Source organism: Enterobacter sp. C4G1 (assembly GCF_052886895.1).
This window is the reverse complement of record NZ_JBQVVV010000002.1, coordinates 51260-67980: the sequence shown is the minus strand read 5'-3', so window position 1 is coordinate 67980 and position 16721 is coordinate 51260. Positions and strand designations below refer to the sequence as shown.

15 protein-coding genes are annotated in these 16721 nt (G+C 54.5%); 3 read left to right on the top strand and 12 right to left on the bottom strand.

Annotated features, from left to right (window positions below):
- Positions 1 to 5 precede the first annotated feature (5 nt).
- The 3 genes from plsX to yceD all read right to left on the bottom strand — a co-directional run bounded on the left by plsX (position 6) and on the right by yceD (position 1831).
- Positions 6 to 1040 carry a phosphate acyltransferase PlsX gene (gene plsX / locus ACT9TW_RS14115; protein WP_182060463.1) on the bottom strand — a complete coding sequence of 345 codons (1035 nt, stop codon included), beginning with the start codon at positions 1038 to 1040 and terminating at the stop codon, positions 6 to 8.
- Between the two features lie 79 nt (positions 1041 to 1119).
- Positions 1120 to 1293 carry a 50S ribosomal protein L32 gene (rpmF, locus tag ACT9TW_RS14110; RefSeq protein WP_003857964.1) on the bottom strand — a complete coding sequence of 58 codons (174 nt, stop codon included), beginning with the start codon at positions 1291 to 1293 and terminating at the stop codon, positions 1120 to 1122.
- Positions 1294 to 1309: 16 nt separating this feature from the next.
- Positions 1310 to 1831, bottom strand: a complete 522-nt coding sequence (gene yceD / locus ACT9TW_RS14105) for a 23S rRNA accumulation protein YceD (RefSeq protein ID WP_182060462.1) — start codon at positions 1829 to 1831, stop codon at positions 1310 to 1312.
- A 140-nt stretch (positions 1832 to 1971) separates the two neighbouring features.
- Here yceD and ACT9TW_RS14100 point away from each other — a divergent pair, with 140 nt between their 5' ends.
- Positions 1972 to 2556 (top strand): Maf family protein, encoded by a 585-nt coding sequence (locus ACT9TW_RS14100; RefSeq protein WP_446492770.1) that lies wholly within the window; start codon positions 1972 to 1974, stop codon positions 2554 to 2556.
- A gap of 87 nt (positions 2557 to 2643) precedes the next feature.
- On the opposite strand, the gene rluC is transcribed toward ACT9TW_RS14100, so the two are convergent.
- A complete protein-coding gene (gene rluC, locus ACT9TW_RS14095) occupies positions 2644 to 3591 on the bottom strand; it encodes a 23S rRNA pseudouridine(955/2504/2580) synthase RluC (RefSeq protein WP_446492769.1) in 948 nt (315 codons plus the stop codon).
- Between the two features lie 571 nt (positions 3592 to 4162).
- Here rluC and rne point away from each other — a divergent pair.
- Positions 4163 to 7273 (top strand): ribonuclease E, encoded by a 3111-nt coding sequence (gene rne / locus ACT9TW_RS14090; RefSeq protein ID WP_446492768.1) that lies wholly within the window; start codon positions 4163 to 4165, stop codon positions 7271 to 7273.
- Positions 7274 to 7321: 48 nt separating this feature from the next.
- Here rne and ACT9TW_RS14085 read toward each other — a convergent pair whose 3' ends face one another.
- Positions 7322 to 8254 carry a LysR family transcriptional regulator gene (locus ACT9TW_RS14085; RefSeq protein ID WP_446492767.1) on the bottom strand — a complete coding sequence of 311 codons (933 nt, stop codon included), beginning with the start codon at positions 8252 to 8254 and terminating at the stop codon, positions 7322 to 7324.
- 109 nt (positions 8255 to 8363) lie between these two features.
- Here ACT9TW_RS14085 and ACT9TW_RS14080 point away from each other — a divergent pair, with 109 nt between their 5' ends.
- Positions 8364 to 9578 carry an MFS transporter gene (locus tag ACT9TW_RS14080; RefSeq protein WP_446492766.1) on the top strand — a complete coding sequence of 405 codons (1215 nt, stop codon included), beginning with the start codon at positions 8364 to 8366 and terminating at the stop codon, positions 9576 to 9578.
- A 77-nt stretch (positions 9579 to 9655) separates the two neighbouring features.
- Here ACT9TW_RS14080 and flgL read toward each other — a convergent pair whose 3' ends face one another.
- The 7 genes from flgL to ACT9TW_RS14045 form a co-directional block, all read right to left on the bottom strand.
- Positions 9656 to 10609 (bottom strand): flagellar hook-associated protein FlgL, encoded by a 954-nt coding sequence (gene flgL / locus ACT9TW_RS14075; RefSeq protein ID WP_446492765.1) that lies wholly within the window; start codon positions 10607 to 10609, stop codon positions 9656 to 9658.
- Between the two features lie 15 nt (positions 10610 to 10624).
- Positions 10625 to 12265 (bottom strand): flagellar hook-associated protein FlgK, encoded by a 1641-nt coding sequence (flgK, locus tag ACT9TW_RS14070; RefSeq protein ID WP_446492764.1) that lies wholly within the window; start codon positions 12263 to 12265, stop codon positions 10625 to 10627.
- Between the two features lie 75 nt (positions 12266 to 12340).
- On the bottom strand, positions 12341 to 13297 hold the full coding sequence (gene flgJ, locus ACT9TW_RS14065; protein ID WP_315688312.1) for a flagellar assembly peptidoglycan hydrolase FlgJ: 957 nt from the start codon (positions 13295 to 13297) through the stop codon (positions 12341 to 12343).
- Entirely contained in the window at positions 13297 to 14394 is a 1098-nt protein-coding gene (locus ACT9TW_RS14060) for a flagellar basal body P-ring protein FlgI (RefSeq protein ID WP_182060453.1), read from the bottom strand. The genes flgJ and ACT9TW_RS14060 overlap by 1 nt, the downstream gene beginning before the upstream one ends.
- A gap of 12 nt (positions 14395 to 14406) precedes the next feature.
- Complete coding sequence (gene flgH / locus ACT9TW_RS14055) at positions 14407 to 15105, bottom strand: flagellar basal body L-ring protein FlgH (protein WP_446492763.1); 699 nt, start codon at positions 15103 to 15105, stop codon at positions 14407 to 14409.
- A 57-nt stretch (positions 15106 to 15162) separates the two neighbouring features.
- The gene (gene flgG / locus ACT9TW_RS14050) at positions 15163 to 15945 is read right to left on the bottom strand and encodes a flagellar basal-body rod protein FlgG (protein WP_014069773.1); all 783 of its coding nucleotides are present in this window, start codon (positions 15943 to 15945) and stop codon (positions 15163 to 15165) included.
- Positions 15946 to 15956: 11 nt separating this feature from the next.
- Positions 15957 to 16712: a flagellar basal body rod protein FlgF gene (locus ACT9TW_RS14045; protein ID WP_109081055.1), complete on the bottom strand. Its 756-nt coding sequence runs from the start codon at positions 16710 to 16712 to the stop codon at positions 15957 to 15959.
- Between the last annotated feature and the right edge of the window lie 9 nt (positions 16713 to 16721).

Below are 16721 nucleotides of genomic sequence, written 5' to 3'. Positions count from 1 at the left end.
TACGCTCAGTCACTTTTAGCTAATACAGATTCCAGGCGAGCGGCAATCCGCTGTGGGACTTGTCGCTGCACCGCCTGCACTGCCTGTTCAATCGCGACGGAAAAAGCTCGCTGATTGGCCGCACCGTGACTCTTAATCACGATACCGCGCAATCCTAACAGACAGGCGCCATTATACTGGTCGGGGTTGAGGTGACTGAATCGCCGCGTCAGGCTTTTTTGTAACCAACGCTTTAATAAAATCAGCCACCAGGACCTTTTTTTCCCTTCGCCCTGTGATTTGAGCAGCGAAAGGAACATTCGAACAACCCCTTCCATGGTTTTTAACGTTACGTTACCGGTGAACCCGTCGCACACCAGCACATCAGTTTTGCCGGTGAGCAACTCATTGGCTTCGAGATAACCAATATAGTTGATAGAAGGCACCTGTTTTAACAATTCAGCTGCTTCGCGAATGTTATCCAGACCTTTTGTCTCTTCTTCACCAATATTCAGTAACGCAACACGGGGATTGTTGATCCCGACAACCTCTTCTGCCAGCACCGATCCCATGACGGCAAACTGAGCCAGCATTGTACTATCACAATCAACGTTAGCGCCCAGATCCAGCACTACCGTTTTGCCCTTTTGCTGATGCGGTAACACCGTCACCAGCGCCGGACGCTCAATGCCCTCTATCGGCTTGAGCAATAATTTCGACAGCCCCATCAGCGCACCGGTATTCCCGGCACTGACGCAAGCCTGTGCTCGCCCTTCTTTCACCAGCTCCAGCGCTATTCGCATAGAGCTGCCACGGCTATTGCGAATAGCCTGCGATGGCCGGGCATCACTGGCAATAACTGACTGCGCAGGAATAATCTGCAGACGCGAACGTTGTTCGAAGTCAGCTTTTGCAAGTAATGGCGTGATTGTGTCGGGATTACCGACTAAAAGAAGTGTGAGTTGCGAATTAGAATTCAGTGCCTGCAATGCTGCAGGCACTGTCACAGAAGGGCCAAAATCGCCCCCCATGACATCTAACGCCAGGGTTAGACGTGTCAAGGTGTCGTCACTGCCTGGTTTGGTGTTTCCCCAGTTGCCTGGGGAAATCCTCACTAAGCTTCATCACGCTTGCGCGTAATTACTTAGTGATTACCTTGCGGCCACGGTAGAAACCGTCAGCAGTGATGTGGTGACGCAGGTGTTTCTCACCAGAAGTCTTGTCTACAGACAGGCTGGTAACTGCGGTCAGCGCGTCATGGGAACGACGCATGCCACGTTTGGAACGGGTTGGTTTATTCTGTTGTACGGCCATGGACCTTACTCCTCAATTACTTACGCTTTAAGCTGGCTAATACGGCAAATGGGTTTGGTTTTTGCGCTTCATCAGGCAATTCCCCAAAGACCATGTCCGCCTCGGACACTTCACAGTGTTCAGAATCATGCACCGGAACGACTGGCAAGGAGAGGATGACTTCATCTTCAACCAGAGCCAGAAGATCGATTTCACCGAATTCGTTAACCTCAATCGGCTCATACGCTTCCGGGAGTGCTTCAGCCTGTTCGTCAGAACGAACCGGACTAAAACAATACGTTGTGTGAACATGCTGTACAAACGGTTTCCCGCAACGCTGACACGCGAGCGTTACCGTAACCTTTGCATCACCGGTTAAAACGGCAAGGCGCTGGTTATCGATAGCGAACGACATGGAGCATTCTACATCACTGTCCACACTGACTACGGATTCGGCGATACGCTCTGCCTGATCGGAAGAATAGATTCCTTCGTAATCGAGGCGTTTCTGAGCCGTACGAACCGGATCAAGAGTCAGGGGTAATTTTACCTTTTGCATAGGGCGCGCATATTAACTTTGTAACGTCATATAGTCAAAGAAAAAGGCAACCAGGGCTGCCTTTTGCCAATTATTCGCACACATTGCGGCCTGTAGTTTAAAATGGCTGGCATCGATACGCTATATCTGGTGATAAAAATATGCCAAATCTCGTTCTCGCCTCCACTTCACCCTACCGTCGAATGTTGCTGGAAAAACTCGGTATCCCGTTTGAATGTGCCGCACCAGCCGTTAACGAAACACCACAATCCGGTGAGTCGCCACGGCATCTGGTTACCCGTCTGGCGCAGGAAAAAGCTCAGTCTCTGGCTGCACGTTACCCTGCCCATTTGATTATAGGCTCCGATCAGGTTTGCGTACTTGAAGGTGTGATCACCGGAAAACCGCATACCGAAGAGAATGCCATCCAGCAACTGATGAGCGCACGCGGCAATATCGTAACCTTTTATACGGGCCTGGCGCTGTATAACTCGGCCTCTGGTCATCTGCAAACCGAATGCGAGCCTTTCGATGTGCACTTCCGCCATCTCAGCGAGCAAGAGATTGTGGATTACGTACGTAAAGAACGGCCGCTGAACTGCGCAGGCAGTTTCAAAAGTGAAGGGTTGGGAATTGCGTTGTTCGAAAGACTGGAAGGCCGCGACCCTAACACGCTGGTCGGTTTACCGTTGATTGCGCTTTGCCAGATGCTAAGACGTGAGGCGTTAAATCCGCTCAGTGCTTGATTTAACCGTTGCGGCCCGATGCCCTCACCCACAGGGAGAGGGTGCAAACATTAAAAACGACAACTTCGTTGCCGTTTTACTTTTACCTTAGCCGCGCAGAACTTTGAGGCAGCGTTTCAGCTGGTCGTCCAGCGGCGCTTCAACACGCATCACCTCACCCGTCCCCGGATGGGTGAACTTCAGCGCGGCGGCATGGAGGAACAGGCGCGTTAACCCGGTGCCAGCCAGCTGTTTGTCGAACTCCCTGTCACCGTAACGGTCGTCAAATGCGATAGGATGCCCGGCATATTGCGTATGCACGCGGATCTGGTGCGTACGGCCCGTCACCGGGCTACAGCGTACCAGGGTGGCAAACTCAAAGCGCTCTTCGACTTTAAAACGCGTCTCAGACGGCTTGCCTTCCTGGTTAACGCGAACAATACGCTCACCGCTTTGCAAGATATTTTTCAACAATGGTGCCTGAACCACTTTCACATGGGATTGCCACTGACCACGCACCAGCGCCAGGTAATCCTTCTGCATTCCTTTATCACGCAACTGCTCGTGCAGGGAACGCAACGCGGAGCGCTTTTTCGCTACCAGTAACACGCCAGAGGTGTCGCGGTCGAGGCGATGCACCAGCTCAAGGAAACGAGCTTCCGGACGCAAGGCGCGCAGACCTTCAATCACGCCAAAACTCAGACCACTGCCGCCGTGTACCGCCGTGCCCGATGGCTTGTTCAGCACCAGAATGTGATCGTCTTCATATAAAATTACATCGCTAAGGGCCGCGACTTTCTGCAATTTTGGTGAAACCGCCTCTTCTTCACGCTCAGCAACACGTACCGGCGGAATACGGACTTCATCGCCCGCTTCGAGTTTATATTCAGGTTTCACGCGTTTTTTGTTCACCCGCACCTCGCCCTTACGCAAGATGCGATAAATCATACTCTTTGGTACGCCTTTCAGTTGGGTACGCAAAAAGTTATCGATACGTTGCCCCGCTTCATCATCGGCGATGGCAACCATTTTTACGGCTGGAGTCTCTGTTTTCATGGTTGGCGATTCTAAATATCGTCACGCATTAGCGCCACTCATTTTTCTATGCTTATATTTACTTTTATCCGGCACGCTTTCTTCGTGCGCAATCGATTTGGTGGATATTAGACCAATCGCTTCGCTGAAGTGGAGAAACTGTGAGTAACCGGGTGATAATTGGTAAAAGTCATCTTGCTATAACCCGGCGAGCAGTGGAATAATGAGGCCGTTTTCCGTGTTAAATCCTGGTTAAGTAAGGATACTGACGGAATGACCAATTTTGTCTGACCGATCATCCACGCAGCAATGGCGTAAGACGTATTGATCTTTCAGGCAGTTAGCGGGCTGCGGGTTGCAGTACTTCCCGGTATAAGGATTGTTCTCTGGAGAGTTTTACCCAGGCAATTCCCCTGATAATTGCGCTGTGTTTCCGTATGAATCACAGGCAACCGACACTCTGCGCCTCTTAAGCGGGCGACAACCGTGAGGTTGGCGACGTGAATAGACACGAGGCCATCGGTTCATACCCCGGAAAGCGTCACCTTGCCCGCAGCTTTGTCGTCAATGTAAGAATAATGAGTAAGTTACGATGAAAAGAATGTTAATCAACGCAACTCAGCAAGAAGAGTTGCGTGTCGCCCTTGTGGATGGGCAGCGCCTGTACGATCTGGATATCGAAAGTCCTGGACACGAACAGAAAAAAGCGAACATTTACAAAGGCAAAATCACCCGCATTGAACCAAGCCTTGAAGCTGCATTCGTCGATTACGGCGCTGAGCGTCACGGTTTCCTTCCTCTTAAAGAAATTGCTCGCGAATACTTCCCTGCCAACTATAACTCCCACGGTCGCCCGAACATCAAAGATGTTCTGCGCGAAGGTCAGGAAGTTATTGTTCAGATTGATAAAGAAGAACGTGGCAATAAAGGCGCTGCGCTGACCACCTTTATCAGCCTGGCAGGCAGCTATCTGGTACTGATGCCAAACAACCCGCGTGCGGGTGGTATCTCTCGCCGTATCGAAGGCGACGACCGTACCGAGCTGAAAGAAGCGCTGGCAAGCCTTGAGCTGCCGGATGGCATGGGGCTTATCGTTCGTACCGCAGGCGTGGGCAAATCTGCCGAAGCCTTGCAGTGGGACTTAAGCTTCCGCCTGAAGCACTGGGAAGCTATCCAGAAAGCAGCTGAAAGCCGCCCAGCTCCATTCCTGATCCACCAGGAAAGTAACGTCATCGTGCGTGCTTTCCGTGACTATCTGCGTCAGGACATCGGCGAAATTCTGATTGATAACCCGAAAGTGCTTGAGCTGGCTCGCCAGCACATCGCGGCACTGGGTCGCCCGGATTTCACCAGCAAAATCAAACTGTACACCGGTGAAATCCCGCTGTTCAGCCATTATCAGATTGAATCCCAGATTGAGTCCGCCTTCCAGCGTGAAGTGCGCCTGCCATCCGGTGGTTCTATCGTTATCGATACCACTGAAGCGCTGACCGCAATCGACATCAACTCCGCACGCGCAACACGCGGTGGCGATATTGAAGAAACCGCCTTCAACACCAACCTTGAAGCAGCCGATGAAATCGCCCGCCAGTTGCGCCTGCGCGACCTGGGTGGCCTGATTGTTATCGACTTCATCGACATGACCCCTGTACGCCACCAGCGTGCGGTTGAAAACCGTCTGCGTGAAGCGGTACGTCAGGATCGTGCGCGTATCCAGATTAGCCATATCTCTCGTTTTGGCCTGCTGGAGATGTCCCGTCAGCGTCTTAGCCCATCACTGGGTGAGTCCAGCCATCACGTCTGCCCACGCTGTTCTGGTACAGGTACCGTTCGTGACAACGAATCACTGTCCCTGTCTATTCTGCGTCTGATCGAAGAAGAAGCGCTGAAAGAGAACACCAAAGAAGTCCACGCCATTGTTCCGGTGCCGATTGCCTCTTACCTGCTGAACGAAAAACGCGCGGCAGTCAGTGCAATCGAAGCGCGTCAGGGCGGCGTGCGCTGCATCATCGTGCCAAACGACCAGATGCAGACCCCGCACTACCATGTGCTTCGCGTCCGTAAAGGCGAAGAAACCTCTACGCTGAGCTACCTTCTGCCTAAGCTGCACGAAGAAGAGATGGCGTTGCCTGCTGATGAAGAGCCTGCCGAACGCAAACTGCCTGAGCAGCCTGCATTAGCGACCTTCATCATGCCGGAAGCACCACCAGAAACCGCACTGGAAAAACCGACTGAGAAACCTGCTGCACAAAAACCTGCTCCAGAAGCGGTTAAAGCACAGCCTGCTCAGCCTGGTCTTCTGGGTCGTTTCTTCGGCGCACTGAAAAAGATGTTCGCAGGCGAAGAAACACAGCCGGAACAAGTGCAGGAAACGCCGAAAGAGGTGAAACCAGAGCGTCAGCAGGACCGTCGTAAACGTCAGAACAACCGTCGCGATCGCAATGACCGTAACGATCGTAACGATCGTAACGAGCGCCGTGATAACCGTTCCGATAACAACGAAGGCCGTGAGCAACGCGAAGACAACCGTCGCAACCGTCGTGAGAAACAACAGCCAAACGTTGAAGATCGCGAAATTCGCCAGCAGGCGGGCGATGAGTCTGAGAAGAGCAAACAGCGCGACGAGCAGCAGCCTCGCCGTGAGCGTAATCGTCGCCGTAACGACGATAAGCGTCAGGCTCAGCAGGAAGTTAAAGACCTGAACCGCGAAGCGCCTGTTGAACAGCCGGAAACTGAGCAGGAAGAACGTACTCAGGTTATGCCGCGCCGTAAACCGCGTCAGCTGTCCCAGAAAGTTCGTTTTGCGTCAGAGCAAACGGAAGAGACGGCAATCGTCACTGCTGAAACCGTCGCTGAAATCGCGCCGAACACCCAGCTGGCTAAAGTAGACTTGCCAGCCGTGGTCGACAACAGCGCAGAGCAGGATGAAAACGCTGAAGGCCGAGATAACGCCGGGATGCCACGTCGCTCCCGTCGTTCTCCTCGTCACCTGCGCGTAAGCGGTCAGCGTCGCCGTCGTTACCGTGACGAACGTTATCCAGCTCAGTCGCCAATGCCGTTAGCCGTAGCCTGTGCTTCCCCGGAAATGGCCTCGGGTAAAGTCTGGATCCGCTATCCGGTTGCACGCCCAGAGCAGCTGGTTGAAGAAGCGGTTGTGGCTGAAGAGATCGTCGCTCCAGTTGAAGCTGCGCAGGAAGTGGTAACAGAAGCAGCAACGGTTGTTGAGCCTCAGGCTGTTGAGAGTGCTCCTCATGCGGTTGTCGTTGAAACGACCCATCCGGAAGTAATTGCTGCGCCGGTTGATGACGCTGTACACATCATCGCGGAAGAAGACACTGTGGTTGCTGAGCAGGTGGCTGAAGAAGTTGAACCTGCCGCACCGGTTGAAGAGATCGTTGAAGCTGTCACTGAAAACGTGGTTGCCGAAGCACCAGTTGAAGTTAAAGCTGAACCTGCACCTGTCGTTGCCGAAGCCATTGTTACAGAAGTGAAGCCTGAACCGGTTGTCGAAGTGGCTGCCCATGCTCACGTTGCCACTGCGCCAATGACGCGTGCGCCAGCGCCAGAGTACGTTCCGGAAGCGCCTCGTCAGAGCGACTGGGTTCGTCCGAGCTTTAACTTCGACGGCAAAGGCTCTGCCGGTGGTCACAGTGCAACGCAACAGGCGACTGCACCGGCTACCCGCCCACAGTCTGTTGAGTAAGCCTGCGTAAAATAAGAAAAGCCGACCTTCGGGTCGGCTTTTTTATTGCTACTGCCCGGGTTTTCTCATGCCGGCGATGTCCGGCATCACCTGGCGCATCATCTCCAGAAAACGCCGCAGGCGCGCCGGGTAATAGCGTGACCACGGATAAACCAGATGCACAGGCAACGCCGCAGGTTGCCAGCCGGGAAGCAAATGCACTAGCCGCCCTTCCTGAATATCCTCTTTGACCGTCCAGCTTGAAACAACCGCCACGCCCAGCCCGCTCAGCACGGTATTGCGTGCCACATGCAGGCTATCGGTACTCAGTCTTGGGGTAATGGCAACACGCGCGGGCAACTCAGAAACGCCATCGAATAACTCGACATGGCGCTGATAGAAGGTGTTGATCGCAATCCACGGCAGCGCAGAGAGATCTTCCGGTGTTTTCACAGGCGCAAACTGAGCCAGCAGCTCCGGCGATGCCACCACACAGCGCGGGACTTCAGCCAGCAACACGGAAACGGTCGCCGGATCGATTTCCGCCCCCACGCGGATGGCACAGTCGAGATTATCGCTCAGGAAGTCGACCGACTTATCGTTGAGCATCCACTCCACGGACAACTGCGGGTAACGCTGCAAAAATTGCGTGAGCGGTTTCAGAAGCTGATCCTGCCCGAAAGCATGGGGCGCACGCACCCGCAGCACGCCAACCGGTTCATCTTCGGTCTGCCCGACTTCATCCTCCAGCGCCAGCCAGCTATCAATCACCCGCCGGGCATGTTGATAACAGCGTTCGCCATCATCCGTTAATTTAGTTGCATGGGTGGTACGGAGCAACAACCGGACACCCAGCACGGTTTCCAGCGATTGCAGACGTCGGCTGACTGTCGCCTGCGTTGTGTCAAGCTGCCTTGCTGCCGCCGACAACGAGCCCGACTCCACGATGCGCACAAACGTCCGCATCAACTCAACCCTGTCTATACGTTCAGTTCGTTTCATTATTTTACTGGTAATACGTTTAACGTATAAGCGTTTTACCACCAGGCCGTCTACCACCACAAGGCTGACTGCGAAAAAATGTCCTCACACTATGACTGAGGAACGTCTTATGAACACAACAACTGCCACCCATGCCGTAAGCCGCTGGGTTATTTTTATGCTGGCGATGGGTGCCGGATTCAGCGTGGCATCGATTTACTATGCCCAGCCTCTGCTGCCCCTGATGGGTTCAGACCTGCATTTAAGCATCGAAGGCATGGGTCTGGTACCCACGCTGACCCAGACAGGCTATGCGCTTGGTATTCTTTTCCTGCTGCCGCTTGGCGATCGCCATGACCGCAGAACGCTAATCCTGATAAAGAGTGCCGCACTGGCCCTCTTCTTACTGGGCTGTAGCCTGACCGGGCAATTGCATTCCCTGCTGCTGGCAAGCCTGTTAATCGGGATGGCCGCAACCATGGCACAGGATATCGTCCCTGCGGCAGCCATTCTCGCGCCGGAAGGTAAACAAGGGAAAACCGTGGGCACGGTCATGACCGGTTTGTTACTGGGTATTTTGCTGTCGCGTACCGTCAGCGGCGTGGTGGGTGAAGCCTTTGGCTGGCGCGTCATGTATCAGCTGGCCGCCGTCAGTATTGCCATTATCGGCGCGGTGATGTGGGCGGTACTGCCGCGTTTTGCGACCCACTCAACACTCAGCTATCCGGCACTGATGCGCTCCATGGAGCACCTGTGGCGTCGTTATCCGGCCCTGCGCCGTGCGGCTCTGGCTCAGGGTTTCCTTTCCGTGGCGTTCAGTGCGTTCTGGTCAACGCTTGCCGTAATGCTGTTTGAGCGCTATCACCTGGGCAGCGCCGTTGCCGGCGGGTTTGGTATTGCCGGTGCGGCGGGTGCACTGGCCGCACCGCTGGCGGGAGGGCTGGCGGACAAACTGGGTGCAGGTAAAGTCACCCAGCTTGGTGCGGTACTGGTGACCGTCTCTTTTGCCCTGATGTTCCTGATGCCTGCTCTTGGCACACACGGGCAATTGTTCCTGATTGCACTGTCCGCCGTCGGTTTCGACCTGGGTCTGCAATCGAGCCTGGTGGCACACCAGAACCTGGTTTACAGCCTGGAACCTCAGGCACGCGGTCGTCTTAACGCCCTGCTGTTTACGGTGGTCTTTATCGGGATGGCGCTGGGTTCAGTGGCGGGCACGAACATCTACTCTCTGGCAGGCTGGTCTGGCGTGGTAGCGCTGGCAACCCTGTGTGGCGCCATTGCACTGGTGATCCGCTTGATTGAAAGCGCCCGTGTGATGTCTGCTCAGGCTGAAGCATTATAAAAAAATGCCCAATCCAGATACGGATTGGGCAGTCAAAACATGTCCAGTTTCGAGACATGTTCTAAGAGGTCAAGATGTTACTTGTTCATCTGGAACAGAGACATGCCCTGCATATCGCTGAAGGCTTTATAAGACGCCTGCAACGCTGCCTGCTGCATGGTGTAAGACGAAATCACTGAGTTCCAGTCAACGTCAACCAGGTCGCTCATCTGCTGAGTTTGCCCCAGCGCACGGTCATCACCCAGTGCATCCAGTTTATCCAGCTCATTCAGCTTCGTACCCAAATCAGCACGCACCGTCAGGACGTTATCCAGGGAGTTGCTCAAGCCACGGTTGGCTTTACCAACCGAAGCGGTCAGAGCGTCAGCCGCGGTCTGGTCGTCGGCAATCGGGGTATTCAGCGCGGCAATCGCCGAGTCCAGGATCTTGAACAGGTTCGTTTCCGGGGCACTGCCATCTGGCTCTGGTTTCGCGCTGCTGGTGAAATTATCAAAAACTTCAGTGCCGGTATGGCTGATTTGCATGGTACGCGCCGAATCAACCTGCTGGCTGATAGGCGTCGTGCCGCCAGCGTAATTACCGGTCGTTGAATCAAAGGCTGCTGCTTCGGTTTTGTAACCGGCAAAGATATAGCGGCCATTACCGTCGGTGCTGTTTGCCAGGTTCATCAGCTGATCGCGGATACCCTGAAGGTCAGTCGCCAGTGAAGCGCGGTCGGTATCACTCAGCGTGCCGTCGCCCGCATACACGATCTTTTCCTGCGCGCTCTGGATAGCCGATGTCACCTGCGTCAACACGTTCTCTTCCAGAGAGACTTTGGTCGTTGCAAAGCTACGTGCCAGCGTATACTGGCTGTTCTGGGTTTGCGCCTGAGACAGGACAACAGCCTGAGACGCGGCAATCGGGTCATCGGATGGGCGGTTCACACGCTTACCGGTAGACATCTGTTCGCCATAACCGAGCCAGAGACTCTGGGAGTTTGTCACCCCACGCATACTCTGCTCATACATCATTTGAGTGCTAATACGCATTTTTCACTCCGGTCCTTAGCGAATATTGATTAACGCATCAAAGAGCGTGCTGGCAGTCTGAAGTACCTGCGCATTCGCCAGGTAATACTGCTGATAGCGTTGCAGGTTGCCGTACTCTTCGTCCAGGTTAACCCCGGAGATAGACTGCTGCTGCTTGGTCAGCTGCGTCACGACGTTAGTCTGCGTTTCGCTACTGGTTTTCAGCGATGCAGTGGTGCTACCCACCGTACTGACCAGTGCAGCGTAGGCATCGTTGAAGGTCTTATTGCCACCAACCACTTTGGCGCTTTGCAGATCCAGCAGTTTTTGACCGTTAGTGTTATCGCTATCGCCACTGCCGCTGGCAGATGCCATTGCCAGTTTGGATTCGTCGCTAATCGCCAGATCCATATTGATGATGACGTCGTTCACCGGCTTCACCACGAAACTGTCTTTGGTGTTAGCAGAGCCGCTGATGTTGACGTTCAGGCCGTCAAACGACAGGTTGCCGCTGGCATCAGCCGTTGCGGTAAAGCTGGTTTTATCCGCCAGACGCGTTACCGTCCAGTTCGTGCCGTTGTATTCGACTTTGTAGTTAGTCGCCTGCACCGCAGAGCTGTCGGTTACGCTCGCCGTCACAGCTGCACTGCCGGTATTTTTGCTGTTGCTCAGTACTGACGGAGATCCATAATCAAACAGTTTGCCGCCCGCATCGCCATTCGCATCAAACCCGGCTTCATGCTGGATATTCATGGCATCGGCAAACGCCAGCGCCATCTGGTTCAGGGAGTTACGTGCTTTATCCAGATCCTGAGAACGGAAGGTTAACAACCCGCCCAGAGAACCGGAGGTTATCTGTTTTTCCGGGATCTCAACGTTGCCAGAAGCCGCATCTACATACGCAACAGTGATACGCGAAGGATCAGCGCTGGACTGAACGGCCGCCAGCTGATTGGAGGTGCTTCCCTGAACCAGGGTATAACCGTTCGCGAAGGAGATGTTGTAAGTACCGCTGTCCTGCACGGCCACTTCAACACCCACAATCTGGTTCAGGTTATTGACCAGCTGGTCACGCTGATCGAGCAGTTCGTTCGGGGATGAACCAGCACCCACACCAGTCAGACGTGAAATCTGATCGTTGAGGTTCGCAATTTGCTTCGCGTAGGCGTTGATCTGGTCGACGCTACTGGTGATAGAGGTATTAACCTGCTTATCCTGATCGCGCAGATACTGGTCGTTAACTTTGAACTGGTTAACCAGGCCATCGGCTTTGCCGAGTACCGTCTGACGCGCAGCGGGGTCTTCTGCGTTACTGACCAGCGTTTGCAGGCTGGTAAAGAAGTCCTGCAACGTCGTGGACAGCGAGTTTGTGGTATCAGAGAGCACGTCGTCAATTTTCGACATCTGCTGATAACGCGTTGTCAGCCCGCTGTTCTGGGTATCTGCCGCACGCAGCTGGTTAGTGATAAATGCATCATACTCACGCTGAACACCGGAGACATAAACCCCGTTGCCAACCCAGCCACCGCCTGTCAGCGTGCTGTTAGAGGCTCCCAGAATGGTGTTCTGGCGAGTGTAACCTGCCACGTTGTAGCTTGAAATATTATTACTGACGGTATTGAGTGCCGCCTGTGCAGCACTGAGGCCACTCATGGCGCTGTTAATCAAACTGGACATGGGGGTTCCTTTTATACTTTCAGACACGAGTCCTGATGAAGGTTATCGGCAGCCTCCACCGGGACTTGAGAACTTTCAGAACAGATTTTCGAGATCTGTGCTATAGGCTTTGCTGACTTTCTCGCCCATTGATTTCAGCTGCTGGATCATACTGGTGAGCTTACGCGCATAGTTTGGATCGGTGGCGTAGCCCGCATTCTGCAACGCTTGCGCGCCCTGCTCCGGCGTTGCCGCCTGGGTCACGGCGGTATAGCGCGGGTTGCGGCTCAGAACGTTCACGTAATCCGACAAGGCTTCCAGATAAGAGCTATACACACGGAATTTCGCTTTCACTTTCACGGCAGCGCCGTTTTCGTATTCCGTGGTGGTTATCTCGGTGGTTGGCCCTTTCCAGTTGGCGTTGGCCTTAACGCCAAAGATGTTAAAGCTTGGCTCACCGTTTTCTTTACGGATCTGACGTTGCCCCCAGCCCGACTCCAGCGCAGCCTGCGCCAGAATCAGGTGATGCGGTACGCCGCTCTGCTCACTGGCAAGCCGCGCAGGCAGGGAAAGCTGAGCCAGGAAGTCCTTGCTGTCACCGGAAAGCGGCTCGTCACTGTTATCCGTCGCCTTCGGCATCGCTTTACGCACCATCTGCGTCAGCGCCTGGTTCTGATAACTGGTCACCGTTTCCAGGTCAAACTTCATCGGCACCTGCTGCGGCTGCTCTTCCTGTGCCTGCACACCCTGTGCGGCTTCGGTCTGTTTCACAATCATGTCAGCCAGACCTAAGCCCTTCCCGGCCGTCATCTGCTGCGCAATCTGCTGGTCATACATGCTGGTATAGAGTCGCGTTGAGTCGCTGCTGAAAATCCCGTCTTTCGGCAGGGTTTCACGCATACTTTTCAGCATCATCTGTACAAACATCCCTTCCACCTGGCGGGCGACCGGGCGAATATTCGCCGATGGATCTTTACCCGCTTTGGTTTTCAGTTCGTTGAGCGACTGGGCATCCCAGGCGGCACTGGTCAGCAGTTTGCTATCGGTCAGCATTAGATGATTTCCACTTTGGCACGCAGGCAACCTGCAGTTTGCATCGATTGCAGAATGGACATCAGATCTATTGGCGTTGCGCCCAATGCGTTCAGCGCACGTACCACGCTGTTCAGGTTGGCACTGGAGCGCACGCTTTGCAGCGAACCGCCGCTCTGGCGCATATCAATCTGCGTTTGCGGCGTCACAACCGTCTGGCCGCCACCAAATGGCGTATTCGGCTGGCTGACGTTCGCGGAACGGTTCACCGTCACCGAGAGGTTACCCTGCGCCACGGCACAGCTGTCCAGCATCACTTCACGGTTCATCACCACAGAACCTGTACGCGAGTTAATAATGACTTTGGCATCCTGAAGCGGAACGTTCACTTCCATATTCTGGATATCCGCCAGCATCCGCACCTGGTTACTGCTGCCTGTAGAGGTACGGATCTGCACGGTACGTGCGTCCAGCGCAGTTGCGCTGCCATAGCCACGGCTGCGGTTGATGGTGTCGGCAATTTGCTGCGCCATCGTGAAGTCTTCATTATTCAGTTGCAGGTTAATGGTGTTACCGGAACCGAACTGGGTTGGCAGTTCACGTTCGATAATTGCCCCGCCGGTAATACGTCCGCCGTTGAGCTGGTTAACCTGCACGCTGCTGCCGCCCGCAGATGCACCCGCCCCACCGACCAGGATGTTCCCCTGCGCCAGCGCATACACCTGGCTATCGACACCTTTTAATGGCGTCATCAGCAGCGTACCGCCGCGCAGGCTTTTGGCGTTACCCATAGAGGAAACGACCACATCAATGGTTTGCCCCTGGCGCGCAAACGCCGGGAAAGAGGCGGTGACCATTACCGCGGCCACGTTTTTCAGCTGCATGTTCGTGCCCGCCGGTACGGTAATACCAAGCTGGGAGAGCATGTTGTTTAAGCTCTGGGTGGTGAACGGTGTCTGGGTGGTCTGGTCACCCGTACCGTCCAGCCCCACGACCAGGCCATAACCAATCAGTGAGTTTTCACGTACGCCCTGTACGCTGGTCAGATCGCGAATACGGTCTGCCTGAGCAAAGGTAGCCACCAGCGCCAGCGCCGCTGCGAAGAGGAATTTAAACATGAGTCACCTCGCTTACATCGGCGATAAGTTAAGGAAGAAGCGTTGCAGCCAGCCCATATTTTGCGCTTCGTTGATGTAGCCGTTGCCGACGTACTCGATGCGCGCATCCGCCACCTGGGTGGACGGTACGGTATTGGTGCCGCTGATGGTGCGAGGGTTAACCACACCGGAGAAACGAATGAACTCAGTGCCCTGGTTGATGGCAATCTGTTTTTCACCCACTACGTGTAAGTTGCCGTTAACCAGAACCTGGTCAACCGTCACCGTCAGCGTACCGCTGAAGGTGTTGCTGGCATTTGCGCCACCTTTACCATTAAAGGTGTTACCGCCAGATGCATCAACATCGGCACGCGCATTGCCAAACAGGCCCTGCAGATAGCGTGGTACGGTGTCGAAGCCAAAATTAGTTTTGCCATCACGGCTGGCGTTCGCCGACGAACTCTTGCTCGCACTGACGTTTTCCTGCAACACAATGGTCAGGGTATCGCCGACGTTACGTGGGCGACGGTCTTCAAACAGCGGCTGATAGCCATAGTTAATCGGCTGGGCGGTCTGGAAAATGGAGCCGTTCACAACTGGCGAAGGGCCAGGAGCGGGTTGGGCGGTCGTCGCACCCTCAACCAGTGGTTTAGACGGGACCCAGGCACACCCACTGAGGGTAACAGCCAGCACAGTCAGTATTGGATAACGAAACGCCGCGTTTTTTTGCATTGCCTTCATCTTCGAAAACAGGGAGCCGGTGTGGCAGTTACCACACCGGGCTACACCTTAGAGTTGCGTCAGTTTTTGCAGCATCTGGTCGGTCGTCGACACTGCTTTACTGTTAATTTCATACGCGCGCTGAACCTGGATCATATTCACCAGTTCTTCCGCAACGTTAACGTTCGAGGTTTCGACATAACCCTGATACAACAAACCTGCGCCGTTCAGGCCTGGCGTACTTTCATTTGGCGTACCGGAGGATTGCGTTTCGGTGTAAAGGTTCTCACCAATGCTTTCCAGACCAGTATCGTTCATGAAGGTGGTCAGGTTGAGCTGCCCTACCTGCACCGGGTTGGTCTGCCCCTGCTGCGTTACGCTGACCACACCATCACGTCCGATGGTGATACTCAGGGCGTTCGCCGGGATAGTGATCGCAGGCTGAACCTGGAAACCACCCGCTGTTACCAGCTGGCCGTTCTGATCAACCTGGAAAGATCCATCGCGAGTGTAGGCAGAGGTTCCGTCAGGCAGCTGCACCTGGAAGAAACCCTGGCCTTTGATCGCCACGTCTTTACTGTTGTTGGTCTGAGACAGGTTGCCCTGGCTGTGCAGACGCTCGGTCGCCACCGGACGAACACCGGTACCGATCTGCAAACCGGACGGCAGCGTGGTTTGTTCAGAAGACTGAGCACCTGGCTGACGAATAGTTTGGTAAAGCAAATCTTCGAACACGGCGCGCTGACGCTTGAAACCATTGGTACTGACGTTTGCCAGGTTGTTGGCAATAACGTCCATATTGGTTTGTTGTGCGTCCAGGCCCGTTTTCGCGATCCATAAAGAACTGATCATAAGAAGTCCTGTTAACTCATAGCCAGAAGTTGGTTAGCTTTGCTCGCGTTTTCATCAACGCTGCTGATAATTTTCATCTGCATTTCAAAACGACGGGCACTGGCGATCATATCGGTCATGGCTTCAACCGGTTTGACGTTACTGCCTTCCAGCACACCAGACATCACACGAATACTCGGATCAGCCTGTAATGTGGCACCGCGCGTGGCTTGCGCCGCCTGGGTCAGACGGAACATCCCGTCATCACCACGCTGCACTTCTTTACCTTCCGCTTTAACCAGCTTCAGACGACCGACAGGCGCAACGGTGTTTGCCGGGTCACCTGGGTTTAATGCCGAGATGGTCCCGTCAGCAGCGATGGTCAGCTCTGAGCCTTCCGGTACGGTAAGCGGGCCAGCTTCACCCATAACCGGGTGTCCCTGGATCGTCAGTTGCCCGGTGGCGCTCACCTGGATATTACCGTTGCGGGTATATCCCTCGCTGCCATCGGCAGTTTGCACGGCCAGCCAGCCGTCCTGCTGAAGCGCAACGTCCAGTGGACGCGAGGTGTAATCCATCTGACCCGGCGTCATATCCGCACCTGGTGTTGAGGCCGTTACCAGCGTACGCGTAGGTAACGACAGCCCTTCTACCGGCACGGCGCGCAGCGCATTAAGCTGCGCACGAAAACCCGGTGTAGAGGCGTTCGCCAGGTTGCTGGCGGTGACGGCCTGCTGATTGAGCGTCTGGCTTGCGGCGCCCATCGCTGTATATATTGCGTGATCCATTGCGCTTTC

Coding starts and splice junctions, on each gene's coding strand:
- ACT9TW_RS14060 (WP_182060453.1), bottom strand. CDS start 14,394: ATGTTTAAATTCCTCTTCGCAGCGGCGCTGGCGCTGGTGGCTACCTTT.
- yceD (WP_182060462.1), bottom strand. CDS start 1,831: ATGCAAAAGGTAAAATTACCCCTGACTCTTGATCCGGTTCGTACGGCT.
- ACT9TW_RS14100 (WP_446492770.1), top strand. CDS start 1,972: ATGCCAAATCTCGTTCTCGCCTCCACTTCACCCTACCGTCGAATGTTG.
- flgH (WP_446492763.1), bottom strand. CDS start 15,105: ATGCAAAAAAACGCGGCGTTTCGTTATCCAATACTGACTGTGCTGGCT.
- flgG (WP_014069773.1), bottom strand. CDS start 15,945: ATGATCAGTTCTTTATGGATCGCGAAAACGGGCCTGGACGCACAACAA.
- ACT9TW_RS14085 (WP_446492767.1), bottom strand. CDS start 8,254: ATGAAACGAACTGAACGTATAGACAGGGTTGAGTTGATGCGGACGTTT.
- rne (WP_446492768.1), top strand. CDS start 4,163: ATGAAAAGAATGTTAATCAACGCAACTCAGCAAGAAGAGTTGCGTGTC.
- rpmF (WP_003857964.1), bottom strand. CDS start 1,293: ATGGCCGTACAACAGAATAAACCAACCCGTTCCAAACGTGGCATGCGT.
- flgL (WP_446492765.1), bottom strand. CDS start 10,609: ATGCGTATTAGCACTCAAATGATGTATGAGCAGAGTATGCGTGGGGTG.
- flgK (WP_446492764.1), bottom strand. CDS start 12,265: ATGTCCAGTTTGATTAACAGCGCCATGAGTGGCCTCAGTGCTGCACAG.
- rluC (WP_446492769.1), bottom strand. CDS start 3,591: ATGAAAACAGAGACTCCAGCCGTAAAAATGGTTGCCATCGCCGATGAT.
- ACT9TW_RS14080 (WP_446492766.1), top strand. CDS start 8,364: ATGAACACAACAACTGCCACCCATGCCGTAAGCCGCTGGGTTATTTTT.
- flgJ (WP_315688312.1), bottom strand. CDS start 13,297: ATGCTGACCGATAGCAAACTGCTGACCAGTGCCGCCTGGGATGCCCAG.
- ACT9TW_RS14045 (WP_109081055.1), bottom strand. CDS start 16,712: ATGGATCACGCAATATATACAGCGATGGGCGCCGCAAGCCAGACGCTC.